Origin of the sequence: Thermomonospora echinospora, from assembly GCF_900108175.1 — a bacterium.
In the GTDB taxonomy this organism is placed as follows: domain Bacteria; phylum Actinomycetota; class Actinomycetes; order Streptosporangiales; family Streptosporangiaceae; genus Thermomonospora; species Thermomonospora echinospora.
Map to the genome: position 1 here is coordinate 238,584 of NZ_FNVO01000005.1, position 18,679 is coordinate 257,262.

At 72.4% G+C, this 18,679-nt stretch carries 13 protein-coding genes; 2 read left to right on the plus strand and 11 right to left on the minus strand.

The window, feature by feature from the left end:
• The first annotated feature begins 45 nt into the window (after positions 1 to 45).
• Positions 46 to 471, plus strand: coding sequence for a DUF4282 domain-containing protein (locus tag C4U03_RS14140; RefSeq protein ID WP_235017853.1), 426 nt, complete (start codon positions 46 to 48; stop codon positions 469 to 471).
• Positions 472 to 540: 69 nt separating this feature from the next.
• Here the strand turns inward: C4U03_RS14140 and typA are convergent, their stop codons facing one another.
• On the minus strand, positions 541 to 2,394 hold the full coding sequence (typA, locus tag C4U03_RS14145; protein WP_103938204.1) for a translational GTPase TypA: 1,854 nt from the start codon (positions 2,392 to 2,394) through the stop codon (positions 541 to 543).
• Positions 2,395 to 2,581: 187 nt separating this feature from the next.
• On the opposite strand from typA, the gene C4U03_RS14150 reads away from it, so the two are divergent.
• Positions 2,582 to 3,121, plus strand: coding sequence for an RBBP9/YdeN family alpha/beta hydrolase (locus C4U03_RS14150; RefSeq protein WP_103938205.1), 540 nt, complete (start codon positions 2,582 to 2,584; stop codon positions 3,119 to 3,121).
• Between the two features lie 114 nt (positions 3,122 to 3,235).
• Here the strand turns inward: C4U03_RS14150 and C4U03_RS14155 are convergent, their stop codons facing one another.
• The 10 genes from C4U03_RS14155 to ychF all read right to left on the minus strand — a co-directional run bounded on the left by C4U03_RS14155 (position 3,236) and on the right by ychF (position 18,654).
• Positions 3,236 to 3,628 carry a (deoxy)nucleoside triphosphate pyrophosphohydrolase gene (locus tag C4U03_RS14155; RefSeq protein ID WP_407701428.1) on the minus strand — a complete coding sequence of 131 codons (393 nt, stop codon included), beginning with the start codon at positions 3,626 to 3,628 and terminating at the stop codon, positions 3,236 to 3,238.
• A gap of 43 nt (positions 3,629 to 3,671) precedes the next feature.
• Positions 3,672 to 4,151: a MarR family winged helix-turn-helix transcriptional regulator gene (locus tag C4U03_RS14160; RefSeq protein ID WP_103938206.1), complete on the minus strand. Its 480-nt coding sequence runs from the start codon at positions 4,149 to 4,151 to the stop codon at positions 3,672 to 3,674.
• 266 nt (positions 4,152 to 4,417) lie between these two features.
• Positions 4,418 to 5,467, minus strand: coding sequence for a C40 family peptidase (locus C4U03_RS14165; protein WP_103938207.1), 1,050 nt, complete (start codon positions 5,465 to 5,467; stop codon positions 4,418 to 4,420).
• Positions 5,468 to 5,586: 119 nt separating this feature from the next.
• Positions 5,587 to 6,249, minus strand: coding sequence for a hypothetical protein (locus tag C4U03_RS14170; RefSeq protein ID WP_103938208.1), 663 nt, complete (start codon positions 6,247 to 6,249; stop codon positions 5,587 to 5,589).
• Complete coding sequence (locus tag C4U03_RS42475; protein WP_103938209.1) at positions 6,249 to 8,819, minus strand: type IV secretion system protein; 2,571 nt, start codon at positions 8,817 to 8,819, stop codon at positions 6,249 to 6,251. Before C4U03_RS42475 ends, C4U03_RS14170 begins: the two co-directional genes overlap by 1 nt.
• Positions 8,820 to 8,929: 110 nt before the next feature.
• Entirely contained in the window at positions 8,930 to 11,395 is a 2,466-nt protein-coding gene (locus C4U03_RS14180) for an ATP-binding protein (RefSeq protein ID WP_103938518.1), read from the minus strand.
• Positions 11,396 to 11,708: 313 nt separating this feature from the next.
• A complete protein-coding gene (locus C4U03_RS14190; RefSeq protein WP_103938211.1) occupies positions 11,709 to 15,767 on the minus strand; it encodes a TcpE family conjugal transfer membrane protein in 4,059 nt (1,352 codons plus the stop codon).
• Between the two features lie 88 nt (positions 15,768 to 15,855).
• On the minus strand, positions 15,856 to 16,122 hold the full coding sequence (locus C4U03_RS14195; protein ID WP_235017893.1) for a hypothetical protein: 267 nt from the start codon (positions 16,120 to 16,122) through the stop codon (positions 15,856 to 15,858).
• A gap of 95 nt (positions 16,123 to 16,217) precedes the next feature.
• Complete coding sequence (locus C4U03_RS14200) at positions 16,218 to 17,207, minus strand: conjugal transfer protein (protein ID WP_235017854.1); 990 nt, start codon at positions 17,205 to 17,207, stop codon at positions 16,218 to 16,220.
• 355 nt (positions 17,208 to 17,562) lie between these two features.
• Positions 17,563 to 18,654 (minus strand): redox-regulated ATPase YchF, encoded by a 1,092-nt coding sequence (gene ychF, locus C4U03_RS14205; RefSeq protein WP_103938214.1) that lies wholly within the window; start codon positions 18,652 to 18,654, stop codon positions 17,563 to 17,565.
• Between the last annotated feature and the right edge of the window lie 25 nt (positions 18,655 to 18,679).

Sequence of the window (18,679 nt, forward strand, 5' to 3'; positions counted from 1 at the left end):
ATACCCCGCGCGCATACGGACGACACCGCAGTCAGGAGTTCACCGATGGGTACCCCCTACGGTCCGGGTCAGCCCCCCGGCTGGCAGCAGCCCGGGCAGCCCTACCCACCCCAACCCGCCGCGTACCAGCAGCCCGCGGGTCCGCGCTACGACAACGACAAGGGCTTCTTCGGATCGCTCTTCGACTTCAGCTTCGACAATTTCATCGCGCCGAAGCTGGTGAAGTTCCTCTACGTGGTGTCGCTCATCCTGCTGACGCTGTTCGCGATCGGTTACATCATCTTCGGCTTCGCCGCGATGGCCTCCGGTGACGACAGCGGCGCGGTGGTGGGACTCCTGATCATCATCGCCGCCCCCATCATCTGGTTCCTGTACGTGATGGTCACCCGGGTGTGGCTGGAACTGCTCATCGTCATGTTCAAGATCAGCGAGGACATCAAGGACATCCGCGACAGCCGCACGCTGCGCTGACGAGTCCGGCAGCAACCGAAGAGCCCGCCTCGCGCTCGCGCGGGGCGGGCTCTTCGTCGCCGGGCCGGCTCAGCCGGAGCGCTTGGCGCGGGCGCGGGTGCGCTCGCGCTCCTTGGCGTCCAGCACCACCTTGCGGATCCGGATCGCGCCGGGCGTCACCTCGACGCACTCGTCCTCGCGGATGAACTCCAGCGCCTCCTCCAGGGACAGCACCCGCGGCGGAGTCAGCCGCTCCAGCTCGTCACCGGTGGAGGAGCGCATGTTGGTGAGCTTCTTCTCCTTGGTGATGTTGACGTCCATGTCGTCGGCGCGGGAGTTCTCGCCCACGATCATGCCCTCGTACACCTCGGTGCCCGGGCCCACGAAGAAGGTGCCGCGCTCCTGCAGGTTGGTGATGGCGAACGCGGTCGCCGCGCCGGCCCGGTCGGCCACCAGCGAGCCGGACGGGCGGGTGCGCAGGTCGCCGAACCAGGGCTCGTACGCCTCGAACACGTGGTGCGCCATGCCGGTGCCGCGGGTGTCGGTCAGGAACTCGGTGCGGAAGCCGATCAGGCCGCGGGCGGGGACCAGGAACTCCATGCGCACCCAGCCGGTGCCGTGGTTGGCCATGTGCTCCATCCGGCCCTTGCGCACCGCCAGCAGCTGGGTGACCGCGCCGAGGTGCTCCTCGGGGATGTCCACCGTCAGCCGCTCGACCGGCTCGTGCCTCCTGCCGTCGATCTCGCGGGTGACCACCTGGGGCTTGCCGACGGTCAGCTCGTAGCCCTCCCGGCGCATGTTCTCCACCAGGATGGCCAGCGCCAGCTCGCCGCGGCCCTGCACCTCCCAGGCGTCCGGCCGCTCGGTGGGCAGCACCCGGATCGACACGTTGCCGACCAGCTCGCGGTCGAGGCGGTCCTTGACCATCCGGGCGGTGACCTTGGTGCCCTTCTCCCGGCCGGCCATCGGGCCGGTGTTGGTGCCCAGCACCATCGAGATGGCCGGCTCGTCCACCGTGATCAGCGGCAGCGGGCGCGGGTCGTCGGGGTCGGCCAGGGTGTCGCCGATCATGATGTCCGGGATGCCGGCGATGGCGACGATGTCGCCGGGGCCGGCCTCGTCGGCGGGCCTGCGCTCCAGCGCCTCGGTCATCAGCAGCTCGGTGATCTTGACCCGCTCGGTCCCGCCGTCATGGCGGCACCAGGCGACCTGCTGCCCCTTCTTCAGGGTGCCGGCGTGCACGCGGCACAGCGCGATGCGGCCCAGGAAGTTGGAGGCGTCCAGGTTGGTGACGTGCGCCTGCAGTGGGGTGTCCGGGTCGTAGGTGGGCGCCGGGATGGTCTGCAGGATCGTGGTGAACAGCGGCTCCAGGTCCGGGCTGTCGGGCAGCTCGCCGTTGCCGGGCTTGGTCAGCGAGGCCCGCCCGGCCCGGCCCGAGGCGTACACGATCGGGAAGTCGATCTGGTCCTCGGCGGCGTCGAGGTCCATGAACAGCTCGTAGGTCTCGTCGACGACCTCGTCGATCCGCGCGTCCGGCCGGTCGGTCTTGTTGACCACCAGGATCACCGGCAGCCGCGCGGCCAGCGCCTTGCGCAGCACGAACCGGGTCTGCGGCAGCGGCCCCTCGCTGGCGTCCACCAGCAGCACCACCCCGTCCACCATGGACAGCCCGCGCTCCACCTCGCCGCCGAAGTCGGCGTGCCCCGGGGTGTCGATGATGTTGATCGTCATCCCGTCCCGGCGGATCGCGGTGTTCTTGGCCAGGATGGTGATGCCCTTCTCCCGCTCCAGGTCATTGGAATCCATGACGCGCTCGTCGACGTCCTGGTTGGCGCGGAAGGCTCCGGACTGCCAGAGCATCGCGTCGACCAGGGTGGTCTTCCCGTGGTCGACATGAGCAACGATCGCGACGTTACGGAGATCGTCGCGCGTGGAGATGGGCATGCGTTCTCGCCTTGGGGTCTGGGTGATGGAGCCGCCGCAGACGGGGCGCGGCACGGTCGATTCTACGGGGCCGCCGGCGGCGGCACTTACCACAGAAGGTGCGGGGCGGGTCACCTTCGACCCCCCACGGCGAAGCCAACATCCCGCGATAGGGCCTTATTCCAGGCGAGGATCTAGGATCGCCGCCATGACAACGGTTCTCGTCCTGCCCGGTTATGAGAACTCCGGTCCCGAGCACTGGCAGTCCCGGTGGGAGCGGGAGCACCCGGACCACCGCCGGGTGGAGCAGCGCGACTGGTCGTTCCCCCTCGTGGACGACTGGGTGTCGGCGCTGGACGAGGCGGTCGCCGCCGAGCCCGGCGAGGTCGCCCTGGTCGCCCACAGCCTCGGCTGCATCACCGCCGTACGGTGGGCGGTGGCCGACCCGGAGCGGGCCCGGGACCGGGTGCGGGGCGCCCTGCTGGTCGCACCCGCCGACGTGGAACGCCTGCCGGACCTTCCGCTGGGGTCGTTCGCCCCCATTCCCCGCGCCGCACTTCCGTTCCGTACGACCGTGGTGGGCAGCCGCGACGATCCGTACATGTCCTTTGACCGGACGGAGGAGTTCGCCGCGGCCTGGGGCGCGGACCTCGTCGACCTGGGCGACGCCGGCCACATCAACGCCGACAGCGGCCTCGGCTCCTGGCCCCGGGGAAGGCAACTGCTGGCCGCACTCCTCGGGGCCTGACCGACGCGTTCACGGCCGGCCACGCCGGTGCGGCCGGCCGTTCGGCTGAGGCGGATGAAGGTCAGTCAGCCGATGGGTCAGACCCGGGCGAGGTACTCGCCTGCATCCTCACCGTCAGCGGAGGTGGTCGTGCAGGGCGCCGATGACGGGCAGGTCGCCCGGCAGCCAGTCGACCTCGTACAGCTCGGCGGGGCCCAGCCAGCGCAGCGCGAGATGTTCCAGGGCCGCCGGCTCGCCTTCGAGGATCTCGGCGGTCCAGACCCGCAGCACGCTGCCCTCGTCGCTCAGCGGCCAGTCGCCGCCGATCCGCGCGCCCAGCCCGACCTTGACGCCCAGTTCCTCGTGGCACTCGCGGACGAGCGCGTCCTCCTCCGACTCCCCCGGATCGACCTTGCCGCCCGGCAGCTCCCAGCCGCCCGCCAGCCGCGGCGGCTCGGCCCGCTGGGCGGCCAGCAGCCGGCCGGCGCGGATGATCGCGGCTCCGACCACGACGACGATCAGGACCACCCCGCTTCGCTCCGGTCCGCGCCCGCCGCGGACACGCCGCCCATCATCTCGCGGCCGGCCCGCCGTCCCGCGCCGGCCGCCACTCCCCCGGGAACGCCAGCCGGCTCAGCACCCCCAGCAGCGCGCCACGGTCAGGGATGCCCGCGAAGTAGCCGTCATCGGTGTCCCGGACCACCTGGACCGCCTCCTCGGCCAGCTTGCGGCCCTCGTCGGTGATGGTCAGGACGCGCTTGCGGGCGTCCCGTGGATCGACGGCGCGCCGCAGCAGGCCCTTGTCCTCCAGGACCCGCACCACCTGGCTGGTCATCATCACGTCGGTGCTCGCCTGGTCGGCCAGCTCCCGCTGGCTGGGGTAGCGGCCCTGCACGTCGAACCGCCACAGGCCCTCCAGCAGGACGAACTGCACATAAGTCAGTTCGAGGGGCTTGAGCGCCATGGTGATCTCACGCTGCCATCGCAGCGTGGCCCGCCACAGCAGAAAGCCCGGGCTGACTCCCGGGCCACCGTGCGTCCGTGCGCTCACCGGCTCACCGTCTGCTCTCCGCGTTCCGCCTCTCGGTCCGTACGAACGAATCTGCCCAGCGCGGCCCCGGAAAATCCGGCAGGCGCACATCCGCAGGACCCGGCATCGCCCGTATCTGGACCAAAAGGTCACGCCGAACCGGGAATCTCCGCCGACCGGGGCCACGGGGCGCCGACGGGTTCGTGGTCGCGCGCCATGTCCCAGCGGCCGGCCGCCCATGCTCCCGGCCACATGCTCAGGGCAGGGCGGTCGTCACCGTGCCCGGATCAACCCGCCTGGAGCCTCTCCAGCGCCTTCTTGAGCTCCGGCTTGGCCAGCGGGCGGGTCACCCCGACCCAGTCCGAGCGCTTGTAGCTCTGTACCCCGATGTTCGGCACGCAGGTGGAGCAGCGGGCGGCGATCATCTTGCCGTTGCCGATGACCATTCCCACATGGCCGGGAGCCGACCACGACGTCCCGGGACCGGAGTTGAAGAACACCAGGTCGCCCGGCACCTCATTGCCCTTGGGCACCTTCACGCCGAACGGCCACTGATCCCAGGTGGTCCGCGGGATGGTGAGGCCGACCGAACGGTAGGCGCCCTGCAGCAGGCTGGAGCAGTCCCACGCGTCCGGGCCGTTCGCCCCGAAGATGTACCGCTTGCCGCGCTGCGCCATGGCGAAGTTGATGATGCGCTGGATCACCTCGTCGACGTTCTCGGGCAGCCCTTCGGTGTCGGAGCACTTGGGGCCGTCGGCCTGCACGACCTCGAAGTCACCGCCGCCGTAGCGCTTGGACCAGGACAGCACCAGGTCCACGTAGTCCCACGAGTGGTTGTACATGTACAGCGCGGTCCGCATCCGCTCGGGAGCGCCGTTGTGCTTGAGGTAGCGCGCGGCCGACGGAATGGCGTCCGCGGGGTCGTAGCGGTCCTTCTTGCCGTCCTTGTTGCCGTCCACGGCGAACGCCTTGAAGGTGGCCTTCAGGAACTGCATCGGGCCGCCGGCCCCGGCGTAGTTCTCACCCGAGGAGACACCGGGCAGCTTCGAGGTGCCATGGCTGGTCTCCACCTTCCCGATGCCCGCCAGGACATTCCACGGCAGGCCGTAGTCCGCCCCGGCCTTCTTGTACAGCTCCAGGTAATTACTCGGGATCGACCTGGCGTCGGCAGCCTCCTGCGGCTGGTTTCCCGCCCCACTGGTGTCGATGCAGGACGCCCCGGCCCCCCCGCCGTACATGAACTGGCCGGCCCCCAGGAACACCGGCATGACGATCAGGGCCGCGAAGAGCATCCCGACCGCCGCGGCGGCCACGACGAACACCAGACGCCGTCTCATCCCGTCTCACCCACCTCTGCGAGATCGCCTCCGGCCGCGTCGGCACCCAGCGCCGGGAGAGCCCGTCTCCCGGCGGGTGCGCACCGGCCCGGCCCCGCCGCGTCCCACGGCGTCGATGGTCATTCCTCGTCACCGGTCCGGCCCGTGTCGCCGGCCTGGCCGTCGTCGGCGGGCCCGAACGCGTACACCCGCAGGGCGGCCCCGTCGCGCGCGACCGTCACCGCGAACTGTTTGCTCTCCTGGCCGGTCTCGCCGGACCTGGTGAGCTGCTGGTTTCCGGTGACCAGGAAGATGATGGAGTTCGCCTCGATGTCCCGCACGCTGTCGAGGGTGGCGGTGCTCCGCGCGACGATCTGTTCGCTCCGGCGCTGCTCGATCAGCCCCGGCGAGGACGCGCCCCGCGCGATCTCCGCCCCGAGCTCCTCGGTGACCATCGGGGTGAGCCGGGCCATGTACGCCTGCGGATCCTCGTCGTAGCGGTAGGTGCCGTAGGCGGCGGTGAACCGCTGGGCCAGCTCGGCGGCGGCGACGAAGTCGCGCTTGGGGAACGGCAGCAGCCGGTAGATGTCGAAGTTCTCCGGGGTGATGGTGGAGTCGATCCCCACCGGCGGCACGGACGGCGCGGCAGGTCCCGCCGGGACCGCCGTGCTGCGATCGCCCTGCGGCTCCGCGCGTTCGGTGGTGGTGCCGGAGTCGGCCATCGTGAGGTAGACGCCGACGGCGACCAGCACCACCACCAGCCCTGCGAACAGCAGCTTGCGCCGGCGATCGGAGAGCTCCATCAGTCCTCTCGCTCACTCGCGCCTTCGGCCGGGCGAAGCCAGAACGGCAGTGGCGGGCCCTCCTCGCGGGCCCGGCTGCCCCACAGCGGCGGCGGGGACTTCCTTCCAGCGCCCTGGCCCGCGCCCTCGTTCCCGGCACGCGGCCGGGGGACACCGGCCGCTGGATCCGCCGGACGTCCCTTGTCTCCACCGGACGAGGCACCGCCACCGGAGCCCTCGGACCCGCCAGAGCCGCCGCCGAACCAGCCCCGGCCGCGGCCGGAGCCGTTGGCCCCCCGTCCGACCGACCCGCCACCATCGGACGAGCCACCGCCGGACGCCCGGCCACCACCCGACGAGCCGCCTGCCGACGCGCCGCCACCACCGGACGACCCGCCGCCGAACCCACGGCCACCGCCCCCCGACGGACGACCGCCCCCCGACGGACGACCGCCGCCGGACGCCCGGCCGCCACCGGACGAGCCGCCCGAGACGACACCGCCGGAGGAACCTTCGCCGCCGGAGGCTCCACGACCGCTGCTCCGCCGCGAACGGCCACCGCCATTGGACGCACCGCCGCCGGTGCCCGCGCCGACGAGCCCGCCGGCGCCGTCCGTTCCTCCGCCGCCGGACCCTCGCCCTGCCCGGCCGCCCACCCACGACGTGGGTCTGGCGACCCCGGAGCCGGACGGTCCGGCATCGGCGACGGTCTCGTCCGTACCGGCCGAACCGGCCGAGCCCACCGATGCGCCGGCCGCGGCCCGGCCACCGGAACGCGCATCCCCCGAAGGCTTGCCCCGGGTGGGCAGATTGAGCGGCGGCGCCGCCGCACGTCCCCGGCCCGCGCCCGCCGCGGCCGAACCGCCCGCCCGGCTCTTGCCCGCGATCGCCCCGGCGACATCGCCGGTGGAGGTGTCGGCCGTCGCGAGGCCGCCACGCCGTTCGGCCGCGGCGCCGCCCGCCGAGGTCTCCCCCGCCGCGCCCGCCTCGGCCGAGTCGCGGTTGGCCCACCGCGCCAGCCGGTAACCGGCGGCCCCGGGCACCACCGCCGTGGCCGCGCCCACCGTGCTCTTGCGAGCCTCGGCGATCGACTTGTCCAGATGGGCCTCGCTCTTCTCCCGCGACCCCACCGCCGAGTAGCCGACCGCGGAGAACAGATGCTGGAACGGCTTGCGGTAGATGAACGCCGCGAACGTGACCAACGAGATGAGCAGGATCTGCAGGCCCCATGGCAGTCCCTCGCTGAGGATCAGCCCGTAGGCCCACAGCAACAGGGACAGCACACCGATCAGCGCCGCCTGTTTGAGCAGCATGGACAGCAGCAGTTCCAGCCAGCGGATCGCGATCACCCGGCCGATCCCCGGATGGATGCCGATGCCCAGGAAGATCGGTCCGGCCACCAGCAACAGCAGGAAGGCGATCTTCACCACGATCAGCGCGATCGCGATGACGAGCACCAGCAGCCCGGCGACCGTGGCGGCGAACAGCGCGCCGAAGGCCACCGCCAGCCGGCTGGTCCAGTTCTTGCCCTGGAAGATCGGATAGGCGCCGGGGTGCTCCTCCTTGACGTTCTTGGCGACCTCCTTGTAGGCGTCGGCCTTCTTGCTCAGATCGAGCTTCTCCTGACCGTACGCCTCGGACAGGTCGACCGCCTGCGACCACAGCAGCCTGTCGGCGTTGTCCTTGACGATCTTGGCATTGGGGTCGGCGGTGCCGAACTGGCCCATCAACCAGGGCTTGCAGACCAGCGCCACCCACAGCCCGTTGGCGTTACGGGTGGTGGCGTCGACGTCCGGCGAGGCCAGCGGGTTCTTTCCGGCGGGTGAGGGGATGCAGGTGGTGCCCCGGTTGTCGGCTTGGGGCAGCGCCGCGTTGAACGCCGCGCCGGTCGCCTCGGACACCTTGGTCCCCAGCGTGGTGAAGTCGGCCGGCCTGGCGACCAGCCAGATCAGCGCCACCATCGCGGCGACCATCCAGATGGTGCCCTCGGTGACCTTGCTGGCGCGCTTGCGGACCAGTCCCCACCAGGCCAGCCAGATCGCGCCCAGGATGACCACCCACGACCAGTACCGGGCATTGAAGGTCTTGCCCATGTCGCTGATCACGTCGTCGACCGTCTTCTTCAGCCAGCCCAGCAGCGACTCGGAGGCGGCCGCCTGGTAGACGGTGATCGTCGTGCGGTCCATCACCCGCACCAGCGTGAACGTGGTGTTGGCCAGGGCGTTGCCCATCATGTTCATGGCGTCCGAGCAGCCCATGTCGACCGCGTACCAGAACTGGCCGACGGTGCCGTACCGGTCGTAGTAGGTCAGCTGCTCCGGCGGGGTCCGCTTGAGTTTCTCGCTCGGGTAATCCGGCGGCCTGATCATGGCCTCGGGACCCGACCCGTACATCTCCGGGGACGGATTGTCGGCCGGGCGGCAGGGGTCGCCGCCGAAAGGGCCGGCGCTGGCCGGGGCGATCGGGCTCAACATGAACAGCATCAGTACCGCCAGCAGCACCGCGGCCCGGCGGCGCCGGCGGGCGGGACCGAAGCGGCGTCCCCGACCGGCCAGGGAGACGCCCTCGGACGGCGACCGCTGCAGGCGCATGCCGCCCGGCGGACGGACAGGCCCGCCCCGCCCGGCCGGTGGCCGGGCACGGCCGCCCGCGCCCGACGGCCGAACGCGGCTCCGCCACGACCCGTTCATGGGCAGACCTCCTAGATCTTCAGTGGGGACTCCGGGCGGACCCGGGTCGGGTTGGTGTCCAGCCAGGCCAGCAGTTCCTCCGAGACCAGGTCCACCCCGATCCGGCCGGCGCGCCCGTCCAGGTCACGGAAGACGCACTCACCGTTGCCCAGGTTGCGCAGCACGGCCTTGTGCTCCTCGGAGGACTCCACGCCCAGCAGCGACATCACGTTGCCGACCTCGTGCCGCTCGGAGGAACGGAACGAGAACACCGACGACAGGCAGTTGGTCACCTGCTCGTTGAGCAGGTCCTCGGCGTTCTGGGAGACCAGGATCAGCGCGGTGTTGCGGGAGCGGCCCATCCGCGACACCTCCGGCACCAGCTTGGCGCCCTCGGGGGTGGAGGTGATCGCCCACGCCTCGTCCAGGAAGATCGCCTTGGGCAGCCTGCGGTCCAGCCCGTGCATCAGCCGCCGCGCGAACTGCGACACCAGGTACATCAGCGCGACCGACAGCCGCTGCTCGTAGGAGTAGTCCTCCCGGGAGATCGCCACATCCGGCAGCGTCAGCCCGCCCAGGGTGAACACCGTCGTCCAGCCGGCGGTGTCGATCTGCTCCCCGCCGGACGGGTCGAAGCACAGCCGGGCCAGCCGCATCTCCGACATCGACCGCAGCACCGCGCCGAGGTTCTTGGACGCCGGGTCCTGCGAGCCCTCCAGGTAGTCCACCACCCGTCCCAGGGACGGCCGCTCGCCGTTGGCCACCGCGCCGACCGCCTGGATCATCGCCGACTCGCGCTCCTCCGACATGCGCGGCAGCAGCAGCCGCAGCGTCTCGGTGGCCATGGTCTTCTTGGCGGCCAGGTCGTCGCCGAAGGAGAATGGGTCCAGCAGGCCGGGCGCCGCCGAGCCCAGCGGCAGGATGCGCGCCTTGCGCCCCCGCGCCCGCAGCAGTTCCACCAGCGACTCGGCGTCGCCCTTGGGGTCGATGGCGGCGATCGTCACCCCGCGCAACGCCATCTGGTAGATCAGCAGCAGCGCCAGGGTGGTCTTGCCGCCACCGGGCTCGCCGGTGATCGCCACCGCGGTCGGCCGGTTGCGGGCCGCCGCCACCAGCGGGTCGAAGTGGACGATCGACCGGGCCCGGCCCAGCGTCTGCCCGATGTACGGGCCGACCCAGCCGCCTCCCGTCTCGTCCCGTCGGTCACCAAGGTCCACGGTCGCCGTCGGCATGCCGCCGGCGATGGTGCGCAGCGGCTGGCGCTGGGCGTAGGCGCCCAGCCGGATCCGGTCGCCCGGCAGCGACTCCATGAACAGCGAGAACTGGTCGCCGGTGGAGTTGACGACGTCGATGCCGATGTCGCGGTAGTGCTCGACCACCGCGTCCACCCGCTGGGCCAGCAGGTCCTCGGTGGGCGCGGTCACGATCAGCCGGTGCCAGCCGTACACGAACGGCAGCCGCTCCTTGGTGATGCCGTGCTCGAGCATCCGGGCGGCGTCGATCTGCTCGGCGAGCGCCAGCGGCGCCTCCGCGCCGGCCTCCCGGATGTGCTGGTCCATGTCGCGGGCGTGCGCCAGCTTGCGGGAGACGTCCTTGGACGCCTTGGCGGGCGGGATCAGCTTCATCCGGGAGCTGATCTCCACCGGGAACGGCAACGCGTCGGCGTAGTGCAGCCACGGCTCGCCGTCCGGGAACGGCATCAGGTCGGGAAAGCGCGCGAAGCTGAGGTAGGCCACGAACGAGGCGCTGACCGCCCCGCCGCTGCCGTTGGTGCCGGGCTGCTCCATGCGCAGGTACGAGCGACCATTGTGGATCGCCCCCTCCACCAGCGCCTCGATCTCCCCGGCCCCCCAGGTGCGGCGCGGCACCGCCGACGGCGGAGGGTCGAGCAGCGACGCCGTCACCGCGTGCTGGAACAGCCACGCCACCTCGACGGAGGTGGCGTGCCGCGCGTACAGGGCGGAGCCGCCCAGCGCCCGGCCGATCCGCTCGGCCTGCTCGGTCCAGCGGGCGATCTCCTTGGAGTCGATCGCGTCGTCCTCGATGCCGAGCGCCTGCTCGCTGCGCTTGTAGAAGCCGAGCAGCTGCGCCAGCACCCCGCCGGACAGCTGTGCGCCCACGCCCCGGGGACCCAGTCGTACGCCCAGGTAGACCTCCTTGGTCCAGAACTCCTGGCCCCAGACGTGGGCGTACATCTCCTCCAGGTAGTCGTGCCAACCGGGGCCGCCGTCGGAGGTGTGGTCCAGGCTGCGCGCCCACTCGGCGGCCGGGTAGAGGCGGTGCGCGATCCGCAGGTGCACCTCGGCGTCCTGCATCCGGATACCGGCCAGCGCGATGGTGATGTTGGTGGCCAGCGCCTCGCGTTCCTCGCCGGTGGTGAACTCGTACGACACCGTCGGCAGCCGGAAGTACGCCCAGGCGGCCTGGTCGGTCAGCAGGATGCGGTCATCGAAGTACCGCACCGCCAGACGGCTGGAACGCGCCCTGCCCCTGCTCATCTCGTCCGCTCCGCTCGCATCCCGCGGCCCTTCGGCCGCGGCCTCGTCTCGCCGGAAGAACGCCGGCACCTCACCGGAGCCGCCTCCCCGACGGCCGCGCCGTCCCGTGCACCGCCCTGAGCGCGTGGTCTGCCCACAGGGTCCCCCGTCCCTTCCCCGACGCCATCTCGCCCGGACGCCACATCAGACCGGCCCCGTGAGGAGCCTGACGCGCCTTCCGGATCTGGAACGACCGGATCCCGTCCCGAAAAGTCACCCGGTCTCCCGCCGCCAGAGCGCATCCCGCGGCGGCACACCGGCACGGCACGGGCGCTCATCGGCTGCTCTCCTGCTGCCGATCCACGTCCTCCTGCACATAACGCTCGGGCAGCTCGGCAAATCCGCCGGCGACGACGCCGGCCAGGGCCAGATAGGCGCGCCGCGTGGGCGAGCGCAGCGACTTCAGCTCGTTCCGGGGGGCCCGGTCCATACTGAGGTGATCGTCCCACGGGATGCGCACCAGCGCCCGGCAACGCCCCCGGGCGACCGCCTCGGCCTGTTCGACGTCGTCCATGCTGCGCCTGCTGACCCCGTTGATCACGGTCACCGCGCGGGAGCGCAGCCCGTCGTACCCGTGCCCGTCGAGCCACTCGAAGGTCATGGCCACCGCCCGCGGCGCGTCCGCGCTGGCCGGGGCGACCAGCACGATCTGGTCGGCGTGCGGCAGCACCCGCGCCACTACCGCCGCCGCGGCGTCCAGCAGTGTGATCGAGTAGAACCGGTCGATGGTCCGGATGGCCAGCGCGTAGTCCCGGTCGTCCAGCGCCTGCAGCGGGTTCTTGCCCGCGGCGATGACGTCGAGGCCGGACTTGGCCTGCGAGGTGTAGCGGCGCATGGCGGTCAGCGAGGTGACCTGGTCGGCCCGGGTGATCAGCCCGGTGAGGGTCTCGTGGGTGTCGCTGCGGCTGCGGCGGGCCAGCGCCCCGGGACCGGGGTTGACGTCGATCGCGACCACCGGCTCGCCGCAGTACTGCGCGAACGTGTGTCCCAGCATCAGCGCGGTGACGGTCTGCCCGGCCCCTCCGGTGCAGCCCAGCACCACGATGTGCCGGGACCCCTGGAACGGCCGCTGCAGCCGCTCCTCGTACTCCTCGTCGAGCTGGCTGTGTCCGCCGCCGACGGCCGCGATGAGCCGGCGCAGCCCGCCGCCCGGCGCGGTCTCCTGCTCCAGGTCCGGAGGGGTGATCGCCGGGGTGCTCGGCGGCGGTGGCGGAGGCGGCGGCGGGATCGGGCGCGGCCGGACGGGCGAGGCGGGCCCCGACCGGACCTCGCGGGCCGGCGCGGGCGGCGGAGCCGGCGCCGCGGCCTCTCTGGGACGCCCGCCCTCCGGGCCGGCGACCCGCTGGTCCGCGGGCGGCACGGCGGGCCGGGCCGGCGGGCCGAACGGCATGCCCTGCCCGGGGCCGGCTGGGGAGCCCGGCGCCTCCGCGGGCCGCCCGGTGACACGGCCGTGGGACGGTGGCCCCATCGGGCGGACCGGCCTGGCCGCGGGCCCGTCCCCGGGCTGTCGCCGTCCAGGCTCGGGACGTCCTGTGGGCTCGGGACGAGCCTCGGCGGGGTGCCCCGCAGGCGGCCAGGGCGAACGCACCGCAGGCGGAGGACCTGCGGGCGGCCGCCCCTCGGGCGACGCCCCTGCAGGCGGATACCCGGCCGGTGAGGGACCGGCAGGCGGCTGCCCCGTCGCAGGGGGACCGGCGGGCGGCCGCGCCGTGCGTGATGGCGGACCGGCGGGCGTCTGCCCTGCGGGGGGCGGTGCGGCGGGCGGCAGTCCTCCGGGTGGTGTGGCCGTACCGCCCTGGGCGGCCGGTATGCCCGGCACCTGCGGAGGCGGTGCCGCACGCCCCGGCTCCCTCACCTGTCCGGCATCCGGCGAGGCGCTGGTGCTTTCCGGCGTGTTCTGCCCACGGGTCCACATCGGCCCGCTTCCAGGGGCTGACACCGGGGGCCACACCAGCGCGTCCGTCGTCGCCGCGCGCAGTGGACGGGACAGACCGTCCCGCCAAGGCTTCGTCGGGCCCTTGGGGCGGCTCGGCTCGCCTTCCTCCCCGTCACCCGGCCGGGGCTCGGCGGAGGCCGCGGCGGGCCGGGTTTCGGTGCCCTCGTCCGCCGCGACGCCGGTGTCCTCCGGCTCCGCCTGGTCGTCCCGCCGGGCGGCGCCGAACGTCTCGGGCACCTTGGGGATGTCGGGGACCGTCGCCGGAGGCGTCTGCGGGATGTCCGGGCGGGTCGTCCGCGTCGACGCCCCATCCGCGGGCTCATGCCCGTCCGGAGCTTCGCCTGCGGCGGCCTGCGGAGCCCGCTCGGCCCGAGCGGGCTCAACGTCGGGTCCCGTCTCCGCGACCGACTCCACCGGAGCATCCGGTGCGGCCTGCGTCGGGATGTCCGGTGCCGTCGAGGCGGCGACCGGCGCGTCTCCTACCTCTCCTACCTCGCCCTCGTCGCCTTCTCCGGCCGACCGGGCCTGCCGCGGCGGCTCGGGAACGGACGGCCCCTCCACGGACTGCTGCGGAATGTCCGAGGCCACGGCCTGCACCGAACGAGCGGACGCAGCCTGGTCAGCCCCCTCGTCCTCCTCTGCCCGGGACTCCACCGCCCCGGCCTCGGCCCCTTCCGGCGCCCGCTGGGACGCATCCGGATGGCCGGGTGCATCCGCGGACCGCTGCGGAACGTCCGGAGCCGTGGCCGGTGCTGGACGGGCGGACGCAGCCTGGTCAGCCCTCTCCTCCTCGGCAGCCCGGGACTCCACCACCCCGGCTTCGGACTCCTCCGGCACCCGCTGGGACACGTCCGGACGCCGAAGCGCCTGCTGGGACTGCTGCGGAACGTCCGGAACCGTGGCCGGTGCCGGGCGGACGGGCGTGGTCTGGTCGGCTCGCTCGTCCTCGGCGGCCCGGGAGTCCACCGTCTCGGCCTTAGCCGACGCCTCGGGCTCCTCTGGTGTCCGACGAGGCGCATCCTGATGGTCGGACATATTCGCAGGCTGCTGCGGAACGTCCGAGACCGTGGTCGGTGCCGGACGAGCGGGCGCGGTCTGTCCGGCTCCCTCCTCGGCCGGCCGGGACTCCGCCGTCCCGGTTTCGGTCGAGGCCTTGGGCTCCTCCGGTGTCGGCTGGGACGTGTCGGGATGCCGAAGCGCCTGCGGGGGCTGCTGTGGAATGTCCGGGGCCGTGGTCGGTGCCGGACGGGTGGGCGTGGCCTGGTCGGCTTCCTCGTTCTCGGTGGCCTGGGAGTCCACTGCTCCGGAACCGGTCGGCGCTGCGGGCTCCTCCGGCCGGCGGTGGGGTGCGGCCTGATGCGGGGAGGTCTCCGGGGAGCGCTGTGGAACGCCGGGGGGCGTGGGCGGAGCGGGCTGAGGGGTGTCCCCGCCGGTTCGAGCCGCTTCCGGGGGCAGTTCCTGGGGGGTGCCGGTGTCTGAGTGCCCGGTGGGTTGCCCCTCGGGAAGGGTGGGCTGCGGGCCGGTGGCGCGTTCCGGAGACGGGGCGCCGGCGGGCCGGTCGGCGGCGCGCCAGAACTCGGCGGCTTCGCCGGGACGTTTGATGCCGGAGGCCAGGGCCCGCTTGCCAGAGCCCGGCTGGCGCGCCGGAGGGATCTCCAGGCGCGGAGTGGCGGGCGGGCGCTCCATCTCGGCGGAGCCGGCGGGACGGGGCGCCGGCGGCGGGGCCGGGACCGGAGGGAGGGCAGGCGACGGCGGAGCATCGGACTCGTGGGAGATGCTGCGCGGCGTAGTGCGCCGCCAGGGCTTGGCGGCGCGGCGGGCGGGCTCTCCGGCGCCGTGGACGTCCGGGGCGAGCCGGGGGGCGGGAGATACGGCGGGCCGGACGGCGGTGGACGTGTGGGACTGCGTTGCCGTGGCCATGGCCGCCGGGACGGGGACCACGGCGGGGTGGCTGCGGGCGGCCTCGCGCTCCTTGCGGTGGGCGCGGACGGCGGCGCGTTCGGGGGCGGCGGCCGGGGCGGGCAGCCCGGCGTGGCGCCGCCAGACGCGGGCCACGATCACGACCTCGCGGGGCTCGCGGATCGGGGTCAGCCGGCACCAGGTGCGGGGCTCGGCCAGGTAGCGCGTCTGGGACAGCAGCAGTTCGGTCAGTCGCTTGCCCTCGATGACCGGACGGGTGGCCAGCCAGGTCAGGACTCCGGGCGGCACCAGGTACAACACGTGCCAGGGCGTCTCCAGCGGGACGCCGACCAGCATCAGCAGCAGGACCCAGGGCACGAAGACGCCGACGAAGACACCGATCTGCACGAGCGGAAGGGGCATCGGCAGGCGCAGGTCGTACAGCTTGTACAACCGCTTCTCGATGCGCCATATGTTCGTGTACGTGGGTAGATCCACGCCCCTACTCCCCTAACTGTGACGAGCACAGCGCCGTGCCGACTCCTCCGCGGATCCGCACCGGTGTCGCCGCCGTCCGGCGGCTCGGTCAGCTCAATTCGACTCCCAGGGCCCGGGCGATCGCCTTCGCCGTGGTCTCGATGATGTTGGGCACATAGAAGATGATTCCGATTCCGATCGCCAGGACGATGAACTGCACGAAGCGGGTGATCTCGCGGGTGAACAGGAAGAAGATCGCCACGATCGACACGATGACGAGGAACAGCGGTCCGAATATCTGGCGCAGCCAGTCGGCGAGGTTGTCGGTCTGCAGATCGTCCGGCGAAGCCAGAATCTGGTCGGAGATCGACGCCATGGTGTGCAGCAGCATCGACTGACTACCTCTCTGGTTCGGCGGGTTTGTCGCGGTCGTGGGGGGCCGGGCCCGGGGGGTCGCTCATGTCGGGCCTCTCATGGTCCGGTGGGCCGGCCGGCGCCCCGGATGTCTCTGACGTACCAGGTCCCGTCCTTCTTCACCACCGTGAGCTCGTAGGTCTGGTCCAGTTCGGCGGCCGCGGCGCCGTCCCGGCCAGGCAGCTGCCAGGTGACGGTCACCGTGACGGTGCGCCGGTCGGCCTGGCCGCGGGGGGCGACCACCTCGGCCAGCTTGACGAAGGTGACCGACCTGGCCAGCCCGGTGATGGGGGGACCGTCGGTGAACCGTGCCAGCGAGGTGGTGTCGCTGGCGGCGTAGGCCGGGAAGAAGCTGCCGAACAGCGCGCTCTGCAGCTCACCCTCCAGCGCGGTGTCGCGCTCGCCGACCCCGCCGCTGGGCAGCGCGGCCTTGGCGGGCGGCGGCAGCAGCGCCGGACGTGCGGAGACCACCATGGCGCCGTCCCTGGCGTAGACGGGCACGGCCAGCGACAGCCAGCGGTCGTCGGCGCGCGCCAGCAACGTGACGACCGCGTTGTGCTCGTCGCGCACCTCCACCCCGGCGACCTGCACCGACTGGATCTGCAGCGCGCCGGCCCCGTTCCAGCCGAACTGGCCGGCCGTGCCCTCGGGCAGGAACGGCTGGAGCCGGCGCTCGCGGTCGGGGGCGGACTGCTGGTCGTAGTTGAGGTAGACGTTGCCGAACTGCAGCGCGAACGCCGATGCCGCACCGGTGGGAAAACTCGGCTGGGACGGCCGCCCGGACGTGGTGGGGGCGGCAGTGCCGCTCTCGGTGAACCGTTCGAACGGGGCGCGCACGCCGTTCACCACGATGACGATGATCAGCGCCCACAGCACGGCGCGGCCCAGCCAGACCCACCAGCGGCCGCCGGAGCCGGCCCAGCGGCCGCCGCCCCGGCCGCCCGCCCTGGACCGCCGGCCGCCCCGCCGGCCGCGCGAGGCGTCCAGGGAGTCGGGGTGGCCGCCGGACTCCAAGGCCACCGGGACGCCCGAGGACGACCCGGTCACCGCGGCGTCCTCATGGACAGCCGTATCCCCGCCGTGTGCCACGGCCTGCTCCCGCGCCAACGCTCGGCGAGCCATCGCGCCTCCGCTCGCGCCTGCCCCCGGTCGGCGCGGTCATCTGCCTGCTCTGGTCGTTGTGTTCGGCTCGGGTCGTTCAAGGCCCGTTCAGCCTAACCCCGGCCCAGCCTAACCACGGAAGTCAATTGTTCCAGCGCCGCAGGGCGGAACACACCCCGCCGCGCGGATGTGGACAACACAATCCACCGCACACCGGAAGGGGGAAGATGACCGAAAGGTGACGATCCACTAACCTCCGACGAACCGGCCCGGCCGCCGAAAAGAACGCCGAATGCCCAGGTCAGACGTTGAAACGGAACTCCACGACATCGCCGTCGCGCATCACGTAGTCCTTGCCCTCGATGCGGACCTTGCCCGCGGTGCGCGCGGCGGCCATCGACCCGGCCTCGACCAGGTCCTCGAACGAGACGACCTCGGCCTTGATGAATCCGCGCTGGAAGTCGCTGTGGATGACGCCGGCCGCCTCGGGCGCGGTGGCCCCCTTGCGGATCGTCCAGGCGCGGGCCTCCTTGGGCCCGGCGGTCAGGTAGGTCTGCAGCCCGAGCGTGTCGAATCCCACTCGCACCAGCTGCGAGAGGCCGGACTCCTGCTGCCCCATGCCCTGCAGCAGCTCCAGCGCCTCCTCGTCGGGCAGCTCGATCAGCTCGGCCTCGATCTTGGCGTCCAGGAAGATGGCCTCGGCGGGCGCCACCAGCTCGCGCAGCCGCCCGAGCAGCGCCTCGTCGCCCAGCTCGTCCTCGTCCAGGTTGAACACGTACAGGAACGGCTTGGCGGTCAGCAGCTGCAACTCGCGCAGCAGCGTCAGGTCGATGCCGGCCGCCGCGGCGCCGGCGAACAGCGTGGTGCCGCCGTCCAGCACCTTCTGCGCGGCGACGACGGCGTCGACGACCGCCAGCCCGTCGCGGTCCTTCTTGGTCCGCGCCTCCTTCTCCAGGCGCGGCAGGGCCTTGTCGATGGTCTGCAGGTCGGCCAGGATCAGCTCGGTGTTGATGGTCTCGATGTCGCGCAGGGGCTCGACCGCACCGTCCACATGGGTCACGTCCGGGTCGTCGAACACCCGGATGACCTGGCAGATCGCATTGGTCTCACGGATGTTGGCCAGGAACTTGTTGCCCAGCCCCTGGCCCTCGTAGGCGCCGCGCACGATGCCGGCGATGTCCACGAACTCCATGGTGGCCGGCAGGATCCTGGCCGAGCCGTGGATCTTCGCCAGCGCCTCCAGCCGCGGGTCCGGCACGCCGACCACACCCACGTTGGGCTCGATCGTGGCGAACGGGTAGTTGGCGGCCAGCGCGTCGTTTTTGGTCAGCGCGTTGAACAGGGTGGACTTGCCGACGTTGGGCAGCCCGACGATTCCGATGGACAGGCTCACGCCACGCGAGTCTATTGGCTGCCGG